Source organism: Candidatus Methylacidiphilales bacterium (assembly GCA_028713655.1).
Taxonomy (GTDB): domain Bacteria; phylum Verrucomicrobiota; class Verrucomicrobiia; order Methylacidiphilales; family JAAUTS01; genus JAQTNW01.
Window position 1 is genome coordinate 24,332 of sequence record JAQTNW010000044.1, and the last position, 7,158, is coordinate 31,489.

Here is a 7,158-nt window from a genome sequence, read left to right on the forward strand (position 1 = left end):
CCTGCCATAGCGAAGCGGAAGCAGGAGGCGTGACGCTGTAGGCGGTTGGCTGGACCACCTTGTTCGGTTTTATTCTTCGAGTTTAGATAATTCAGCTTCAATCTGTTCCTCGGTAAATCCTAAGCTTTCTTCTATGGCTCTTCGGAACTCCCTAATAACTAAAAAGGCGTTTCCTACGGAAAGTCGAATCCTTCCAAGTTCTTCCAACATCTCTTTCCTTTTTGATTCTGTAATATGAACTGGATCGTAATTGGAGAATAAGGCGTGCGCCAGTCGATTTCTGTCATCACAGGCATCGTAAAGCATCTTTTTCAAATTTTTGTCTTCTAGCCCGTTGCCGTCACGGAGGGCTTTGATAAGTCCTCCAAGGTTTTGGCGGGCTACAAATCCCTTCGTATCTTTGAAATCTTTCTTATTTATCTTAATTTTTCCGAGCAATTCTGCGCCCAACAAAACCAGCTTAAACTCCCGTTCAAGTCTTTGAGCGTAATACATGGTGCGACCATATTGTTCACAGACTTCATCGTCAGGAGGTGGGAATGGACTCGGCTGTTTCATTTTACCGAACGATTGTGATGACCGGCTGCCACTCGCTTCTGGCGAGACGCCTGCTCCGCAGGCGGCATGACAGAAGGAATCGCGAAGCGATTAGGGCAGTTACGGTCCATCACCTTGTTCGACTTTTTATTTTTAAGCCGCAACTTCGCAATAAGACGCCACCGAACCAGGCTCTGGAACCTCATATCCGGAAAGTTTCAGCCCCTCGATATGAAACTCAATGGCATCCTTCATCTCGCTTTCGACTTCAGCACGGGTGCTTCCTGTGGCCACACACCCCGGAAGATCAGGAGAGTAAGCCGAGTAACCAGTATCGGTTTTCTCAATAATAATAAGGTATTTGCTCATTTTAACCCCGACTGTTTAAGGATACTGTTTTTCGTTCCCGGCGCAAGATCATCATTGGGCTTGCCGGGAATAGTTACCAAACCAAGCTTGCTTGGGTGCTTAAATTGCCTGTGGCTGCCTCGGGTGCGGTCAAGATACCATCCATCGTCCTGAATAAGTCGAATTGCTTCGCGAACCTTCACTCAAATTTCGTAGCAGCCTAGCAAAGAGCGGTCAAGGGACGGGTTTAAATGGATTTTGTCGAACGTCAGGCATGAGCCACAGTGACAGCCCCACAAAACTCAGCAGCCGGCGTGACACACCGCTGCGGGGTGACGCGACGGATGCAACTCCCATCACATGATCCGGACGCTGTCATCTGTTGGCTCCATGCCCTTGTTCGACGATTTTTTCTTTTAATTTCTGTTTGTGTGCTTTTTGCAATTGCAATGCCACATTAGGATCAAAAGGATAGGCAATAATGAATTCATCGTCAGATCCTGAGAATATTTCCTGTAATGGAGCTATATACACGGGACCAGAAAAAGACCAAGCCCAATTAGGACCCAAATAATCTTTAAACATTTCTTTGAGTTGTTTAGCGAAGGCCAATGATTCGGGTGTCCCTGGTCCATAAAAAACGGTGCGTGAGGAATCAGACGTCCAAAGTATATCTTCTATTGGTTTCGATGGTAGTGGCGGCCTAAGGAGCACCCATAATATCGGACACATACAAATGAAAATGGCAATAAAAAGCCAGCGATAGGAATGCCTGACTGGACAGCTGAATAATTTTTCTCTTAGTTTCATTGACTTAGTCGAACGTCCGTGGTCAGGCGGCCCTCACAGCCTCGATAGACTCAGCATGGGGTGTGACAGCTTTGCTGGCGCGGCCCATGCGGGCCTTGCCACAAAACACTGCGCTGTGAGGAGTTGCCTGCACCACCTTGTTCAGCTTTTTATGGTTTTGGGATATCCAAATCTTTGCAGATTTTACGAACCATAATCTCATGAACTTCGCTGTGTCGGGGAACTGCAGATCTTTTATTCTTCGCAGGATTGCCCCACCAAGAATGGTTGGCGCCTTCGCGAATGAGAATGCAATCGTGATCATGAAGGTATCGCACGAATTCGCGACGCTTCATACCGATAGCAGTTCCTCGGTATAATTGTCCTCGGCTGCTTCTCGTGCTTCTTCTCGGTTAAATTCAATCGCTTCAGATAGGGCTTGGCGAAGTGAGGAAAGTAAATCTGCCTTGGTCTTTTCCTGAGCATTGACTCCAGGAACTTCTTCAACCCAACCAATCCACCAGTCTCCATCCTGCTTAATAATGGCGGTGTAATTCATGAAAAGAGGTTACTTCACTGGCAAAGGCAAGGCAAGTGCGTCTTTTTCCTGCTGAACGCTCAGCTCACCCACGGCTCTCTGGAACCGGCGAATGGCTGCACAACGGTGCGAGGCGAAGGCGCGGAGACTGCACAAGCAGCATCCGTGACTGAGCCGGTGACGCTATGGTCGCACTTTTACAACAACCCGCCCGGAGAGCCGTTGGTGTGGAGCGCCTTGTTAGACGTGTTTTTGCTTCCATATCGAAATGCCATGTACCAATGAAATAATCATCGAGACTAATGTGAAAGGGGCAAGAATCAAGACACCAAGACCGGCTCCAAAATCATCGCCAGGCTGCCGTATGAGCCAAATAATTCCGAATATCAGAAACAAACTCACTCCGATCTGACCGGCTATCGACAACAGTATCGCCCAGAAGTGGCGGCGGAGTCCAAAAATGGTCACGACAAGAAGAATTGGGGGAATAATAGCTGAGACCAACATGCCCGTCTTGTCCTTTGGAATTGTAGATTCATGTGGCTGAAAAATCAGCATGAAAAAAGTAATCGCAGAGGGATAAAGACATGTGATGGAGAAAAAACAGGTTTGAGCAATTAAAGCGCCTCTGGACGGAATGAAAGTTCGGTTTGTGTTCACAACTGGGGAATTCTTCGTCTAACGTTACGCATCAGGCATGACCTGCGACGGCGCGGCTCCTGCCGGAGCGTAGCGACAAGCAGGAGGCGTGACGGAGTAGGTCATTGGCCTGCATGCACTGGTTAGGTGATCTTTTGTTTTGCTTCATTCTTTCTTGAATATAAAAATCCGCAGAATATAAAAACTATGCCCATTCCAGCCACAAAAACACCTAGAAAAAGGAAATGCTTCATAAATAAGTGCGGAATCCCAAATAGGAGAAATATGATTCCAATAATGTAAAGGGATATGGACGACAATTGCATCTGTCTTATGGTCTTAGCTCGAATTATATCCAATGCGATTTCATCGGCTAATAGTTTCTTGCCGCAGGCATCAGAACAAATGAGACGCCCTGAACTAGACAATGCGCGTTGACTTGTAAAAAGGGCCTTTCCGCAATAAATGCAGATGCCGGTGAAATCGCGTTCATTAATGTCGTTCATATTTTTTTGTCACCTAACGTCATCGATGACCCAAGACCACATGGTTCTGGCGCTGGCCATGCTCCCGCATGGACTGTGACAGAACTTCGAGCATAGCGAGAATGGTCTTTGAGTCCATCGACTGGTTCGGCTTTTTCATCTTCTAATTTCTTCTTAGTTTTTGATAAATCATAATCCCACATGCAAGGCTTAATAAAAAGAAAGAAAGATAGGGGTGTGTCTTTTCTAAAATGGGTATTCCATGTAGCCCAGAATAGCAACCTGTCTTTGTCAGACTGCGTGATGCCCCTAAAATAAGAGTAGATAAGCCCAAGGAAATGCACAGACAGACAATCCATTCCGCTAGTGAAAAATTACGTATGGCATAAAAGCCTAGGGCCAGAATTAAAATAACAAGCGAACCAGCTATATAATGGTGGTTATCGCTAAGATCGATGGTAAGTCCTACGATCATACTTTGTATGCCGAACGTCGGCGTTCAGTTTGTTTTGAAATGGCTTAGTCAGAGTGAAGCTTTTTTATAGAGGCATAGCAGTCTGTGCAAACAATTGCCAGGTCGTTGAATTGTCTAAAGGCTTCGGTTTTGTCGCCTTCTGATAAGAACATCGCTTCACACTCTGAGCACCAAGCTTGCAGATCGTTTGGATCAGAGCTGTTTTCGATAAAGCCCACTTTGTGGTCTTTGGTGGAAAGCATGTGGCAACAGACCACGGCGGCGATTCTTTTGCCGTGGGAAACGCAATTGATCAATAGAGTCGAGTTGTCAGACATATTCTCTGCCGAACGTCCCGCTTCAGCCATGACCGGTTCCTGCGCACGCAGGAATCATAACGCTGCGAAGCAGGGGCATGAAGGTCATTGGCTGGAAGCGCTGGTTCGGCCTTCTGTTATCCTCTGTAACCTCTTCCTTTAGGACGTGGTTCGAAATGGGAGCAGTAATAAGTCTCCTGAACATATTCGGTGAGCTTATCCCAAAGGTCAAAGATACCCTGTTTTGAATTAACTCTTCGATATTCTTCGGGTACGTCTCTAAAGCAGGCCAGACACCCAAAACTTCCGCAACCGGCAGGCCAATAGTCGCTGAGTCCACATGTAATGCATGCTTGGAGATGAAATCCGGGAGGCATCTGTGACTCCAGGGATAAAAGTTCATACTCAAAATAGCCTGATTTTTCGGTCGAGACGGCGGTAAATTCGGGCTGTATAAGGCTCGCCTTTACATTCTCCTTGTAAGGCCCAGCTGGGCTGGTAGGTGATCCGATCTCAATTTCAGCCAATATCTCTGCCTCTCGGTGTCCCTTGGGGGTTGCTAAATGAACCGGAATTTGAACCGACAATGTAAATCCGCATAAGTCACCAAGACTTAAGTCAAATTGGTCGGATTCTGTGGCAGGGGAAAGGGAGTCAAACCCCGTCCCGGTAAACTTGATTCCCCGTATTTCGGTCGAGAGCGAAGTTCCTGTCGTGAAGACAGTAATGCTCTCGGTGCCGCGTCTGTCACAAAAAATTGCAGGCATCGGTGTCATTGTTTTTTCTGCCGAACGTAGAAAGCTGAGCCACCGCCGACTCGCGACGTGAACAGCGACAGCGGAACTGACCGCGCCAACGGCGGTTGGCTCCGGCGACTTGTTAGGCGGACAATATCTACTCATGCTGAAATCTTCGTGACTCTGCTCGGTAATCTGCTGAGGGACTCGCCAAGTCAGGACGTGCCAGCCAATACTGCTCGCCGAATAACTTCTGCATCGCCCAATCCCACGCCTCGTCGTGAAAGACAAGCCCTCGATACTGCTCGCTCACCGTCTCATATCTGTAAAACTGCTCTGCCTGTGCTTTGGCGTCTGGCCACGAAACGCCACCGTGAACCACAAGGCACCAAGCAAATAAATGCCGCTCGGCATTAAGATAATCAACGTAACCTTTCTCGTCGGCACTCCTAGGTGATGTCTGCTTGTGGCTCATGTCCGCTAACGTCATCGATGACTCAAGACCACATGGTTCTGGCGCTGGCCATGCTACCGCATGGACTGTGACAGAACTTCGAGCATGGCGAGAATGGTCTTTGAGTCCATCGACTGGTTCGGAATCTCTTGGTTTGACTGCCAGAATCGTCTCACTAGACTGTCACTATGACAGCGATAGCCGAAAAACTCGATCAAAAAATGCACGAGTGGGGAGCCAACAAATCCCAGGCGGTGGAAAAGCTCGTGTCTGAAATAATCGAAATGGCTGATGACGATGCGCTCGACATCGGACGGTCGCGCAAGGCTGAGCAAGAAGTGCTGGACATGCTCGATGAGGGTTAATCCTGGAGAAGTCTGGCTGGCCGATCTGGGAATGGCCGCCAAAACACGACCCGTGATCGTCGTCTCCCGATATGATTCCAATCCCCCTCGTGACATCATCATCTATGTGCCTTGCACGACACAGGATCGCGGCAGCAGCTACGAAGTAAATATTTCTGAGTTGTCATTTTTGAGGGAGGACGGGGTTGCTAATGTTCAAGGTCTTGGATCCGTCCCATCCCGTCGGCTCGAAAGGAAACTCGGCGTCGTGCCGGATGCGTTAATGCAGAAAATACGGAACGCCATCAAGTTTGCCTTGAATCTGGCCTGATTTATTCCGAACGTCAGCCGTGAGCCGCGCGCGTACCTTAAGGACAGTGCCTCCACTGAGGCGAATATACTTCTCGCCTGGGCCACCAGTGAGGACTTTTTCGACTGTGTCTGCTGAAATAATTGTGTAACCGACCATGCGGCGTAAATCCCGGGCAGTGTCTCTTGCCAATGCAGTTGAGCAAATGAGAGAAATGGTAAGAAACAGTATCGTTGTGGTTTTCATAATTTTTGTCGAACGTCCCGCATCAGACATGACCTGCGACGGCGCGGCTCCTGCCGGAGCGTAGCGACAAGCAGGAGGCGTGACGGAGTAGGTCATTGGTCTGGATGCGCTGGTTAGCAGATTTTCTTCCTTGAGCCTTTCAGCGATCCAAACTTTGATAATCGACTGACGGGTCACCCCCAAACGGGTCGCCTGAAAGTCGAGAGAATCAATGACCCACTGGGGAAAATCCACATTCACCCTTTTCTGCTCAAGGCCAGGACGCCATGCGCGGGAAAGATCCAGGTAGGGGGTAATGTCGCCGCCTTCGTCAAAAATGCGGTCCAATTCACTGGCCTTGATCGTAGTTTTGTTTTTCTTCATCTCTTGATCTCCTTACCGATATGATTCTAAGGAGCAACTTCATTTTGCCCATGAGGTCATTCATGATTTCTGGTATTTTCTCTTTCTTTTCTACGCCGACGACCAGAACCTGACGTGCTTCACTGTCGCCTTCGATGAATGTCTGCGAAATGTAGGCTTCGCAAATTCCATCGACCTGAGCAACAACCTGACCTAGAGCGTCCGCTAGCACTTCTGGTATAGGCTTAGCTGGAGCACCGAAAAACATTTTGGTTCCACGGGGTAATGATCGCTCGCTCATAGTTTTATTGCAGAACGTCCTTCGTCAGCCATCCGCCTTTGGCGGATTGGCTGGACGAACTGGTTCGGCCTTTTGGGTCATCTAAATAGCCAGTCCTGATACTGCTTCCAATCAGCATCAATTAGCTGGAGCACCGAAAAACATTTTGGTTCCACGGGGTAATGATCGCTCGCTCATAGTTTTATTGCAGAACGTCCGTCGTGAGCCGCGCGCGGTAGCGCGTTGGCTCCACGGCATGGTTCGACTTTTTTTAGTATATTCGTTTCGGGCGTGAAATTCCTGAGTCTGGCAACTCCCGCTGTATCTCTCGTATGTCT

General features: G+C 48.5%; 13 protein-coding genes. 2 read left to right on the forward strand and 11 right to left on the reverse strand.

Features of this window, described 5'->3' with window-relative positions:
* Positions 1 to 69: 69 nt before the first annotated feature.
* The 9 genes from PHD76_12715 to PHD76_12755 form a co-directional block, all read right to left on the reverse strand.
* Positions 70 to 558: a hypothetical protein gene (locus PHD76_12715; GenBank protein MDD5262699.1), complete on the reverse strand. Its 489-nt coding sequence runs from the start codon at positions 556 to 558 to the stop codon at positions 70 to 72.
* Positions 559 to 690: 132 nt separating this feature from the next.
* Positions 691 to 906: a type II toxin-antitoxin system HicB family antitoxin gene (locus PHD76_12720; GenBank protein ID MDD5262700.1), complete on the reverse strand. Its 216-nt coding sequence runs from the start codon at positions 904 to 906 to the stop codon at positions 691 to 693.
* Entirely contained in the window at positions 903 to 1,088 is a 186-nt protein-coding gene (locus PHD76_12725) for a type II toxin-antitoxin system HicA family toxin (GenBank protein ID MDD5262701.1), read from the reverse strand. The genes PHD76_12720 and PHD76_12725 overlap by 4 nt, the downstream gene beginning before the upstream one ends.
* Before the next feature lie 172 nt (positions 1,089 to 1,260).
* Positions 1,261 to 1,695, reverse strand: a complete 435-nt coding sequence (locus PHD76_12730) for a hypothetical protein (GenBank protein MDD5262702.1) — start codon at positions 1,693 to 1,695, stop codon at positions 1,261 to 1,263.
* Between the two features lie 22 nt (positions 1,696 to 1,717).
* Positions 1,718 to 1,999: a hypothetical protein gene (locus tag PHD76_12735; GenBank protein MDD5262703.1), complete on the reverse strand. Its 282-nt coding sequence runs from the start codon at positions 1,997 to 1,999 to the stop codon at positions 1,718 to 1,720.
* Positions 2,000 to 2,026: 27 nt separating this feature from the next.
* Positions 2,027 to 2,233 (reverse strand): type II toxin-antitoxin system HicB family antitoxin, encoded by a 207-nt coding sequence (locus tag PHD76_12740; protein ID MDD5262704.1) that lies wholly within the window; start codon positions 2,231 to 2,233, stop codon positions 2,027 to 2,029.
* Positions 2,234 to 2,452: 219 nt separating this feature from the next.
* Complete coding sequence (locus PHD76_12745; protein MDD5262705.1) at positions 2,453 to 2,872, reverse strand: hypothetical protein; 420 nt, start codon at positions 2,870 to 2,872, stop codon at positions 2,453 to 2,455.
* A 122-nt stretch (positions 2,873 to 2,994) separates the two neighbouring features.
* Positions 2,995 to 3,357 (reverse strand): hypothetical protein, encoded by a 363-nt coding sequence (locus tag PHD76_12750; protein MDD5262706.1) that lies wholly within the window; start codon positions 3,355 to 3,357, stop codon positions 2,995 to 2,997.
* A 498-nt stretch (positions 3,358 to 3,855) separates the two neighbouring features.
* Positions 3,856 to 4,158 carry a hypothetical protein gene (locus tag PHD76_12755; GenBank protein ID MDD5262707.1) on the reverse strand — a complete coding sequence of 101 codons (303 nt, stop codon included), beginning with the start codon at positions 4,156 to 4,158 and terminating at the stop codon, positions 3,856 to 3,858.
* 1,328 nt (positions 4,159 to 5,486) lie between these two features.
* Between PHD76_12755 and PHD76_12760 the strand changes: the two genes are divergently transcribed.
* Together PHD76_12760 and PHD76_12765 are read left to right on the forward strand one after the other, a co-directional pair.
* Positions 5,487 to 5,663 (forward strand): hypothetical protein, encoded by a 177-nt coding sequence (locus PHD76_12760; protein MDD5262708.1) that lies wholly within the window; start codon positions 5,487 to 5,489, stop codon positions 5,661 to 5,663.
* Positions 5,653 to 5,973, forward strand: coding sequence for a type II toxin-antitoxin system PemK/MazF family toxin (locus tag PHD76_12765; GenBank protein MDD5262709.1), 321 nt, complete (start codon positions 5,653 to 5,655; stop codon positions 5,971 to 5,973). Before PHD76_12760 ends, PHD76_12765 begins: the two co-directional genes overlap by 11 nt.
* On the opposite strand, the gene PHD76_12770 is transcribed toward PHD76_12765, so the two are convergent.
* Both PHD76_12770 and PHD76_12775 read right to left on the reverse strand, forming a co-directional pair.
* Positions 5,923 to 6,561, reverse strand: a complete 639-nt coding sequence (locus tag PHD76_12770) for a hypothetical protein (protein ID MDD5262710.1) — start codon at positions 6,559 to 6,561, stop codon at positions 5,923 to 5,925. The two genes, PHD76_12765 and PHD76_12770, sit on opposite strands and share 51 nt — an antisense overlap.
* A complete protein-coding gene (locus PHD76_12775; GenBank protein ID MDD5262711.1) occupies positions 6,527 to 6,841 on the reverse strand; it encodes an enhanced serine sensitivity protein SseB C-terminal domain-containing protein in 315 nt (104 codons plus the stop codon). The genes PHD76_12770 and PHD76_12775 overlap by 35 nt, the downstream gene beginning before the upstream one ends.
* Positions 6,842 to 7,158: the final 317 nt, after the last annotated feature.

Excerpts from the sequence above, each read along its gene's own strand:
- PHD76_12770 (MDD5262710.1), bottom strand. The coding sequence starts at position 6,561 with ATGAAGAAAAACAAAACTACGATCAAGGCCAGTGAATTGGACCGCATT.
- PHD76_12755 (MDD5262707.1), bottom strand. The coding sequence starts at position 4,158 with ATGGCTGAAGCGGGACGTTCGGCAGAGAATATGTCTGACAACTCGACT.
- PHD76_12760 (MDD5262708.1), top strand. The coding sequence starts at position 5,487 with ATGACAGCGATAGCCGAAAAACTCGATCAAAAAATGCACGAGTGGGGA.
- PHD76_12740 (MDD5262704.1), bottom strand. The coding sequence starts at position 2,233 with ATGAATTACACCGCCATTATTAAGCAGGATGGAGACTGGTGGATTGGT.
- PHD76_12735 (MDD5262703.1), bottom strand. The coding sequence starts at position 1,999 with ATGATCACGATTGCATTCTCATTCGCGAAGGCGCCAACCATTCTTGGT.
- PHD76_12750 (MDD5262706.1), bottom strand. The coding sequence starts at position 3,357 with ATGAACGACATTAATGAACGCGATTTCACCGGCATCTGCATTTATTGC.
- PHD76_12720 (MDD5262700.1), bottom strand. The coding sequence starts at position 906 with ATGAGCAAATACCTTATTATTATTGAGAAAACCGATACTGGTTACTCG.
- PHD76_12765 (MDD5262709.1), top strand. The coding sequence starts at position 5,653 with ATGAGGGTTAATCCTGGAGAAGTCTGGCTGGCCGATCTGGGAATGGCC.
- PHD76_12715 (MDD5262699.1), bottom strand. The coding sequence starts at position 558 with ATGAAACAGCCGAGTCCATTCCCACCTCCTGACGATGAAGTCTGTGAA.
- PHD76_12775 (MDD5262711.1), bottom strand. The coding sequence starts at position 6,841 with ATGAGCGAGCGATCATTACCCCGTGGAACCAAAATGTTTTTCGGTGCT.
- PHD76_12730 (MDD5262702.1), bottom strand. The coding sequence starts at position 1,695 with ATGAAACTAAGAGAAAAATTATTCAGCTGTCCAGTCAGGCATTCCTAT.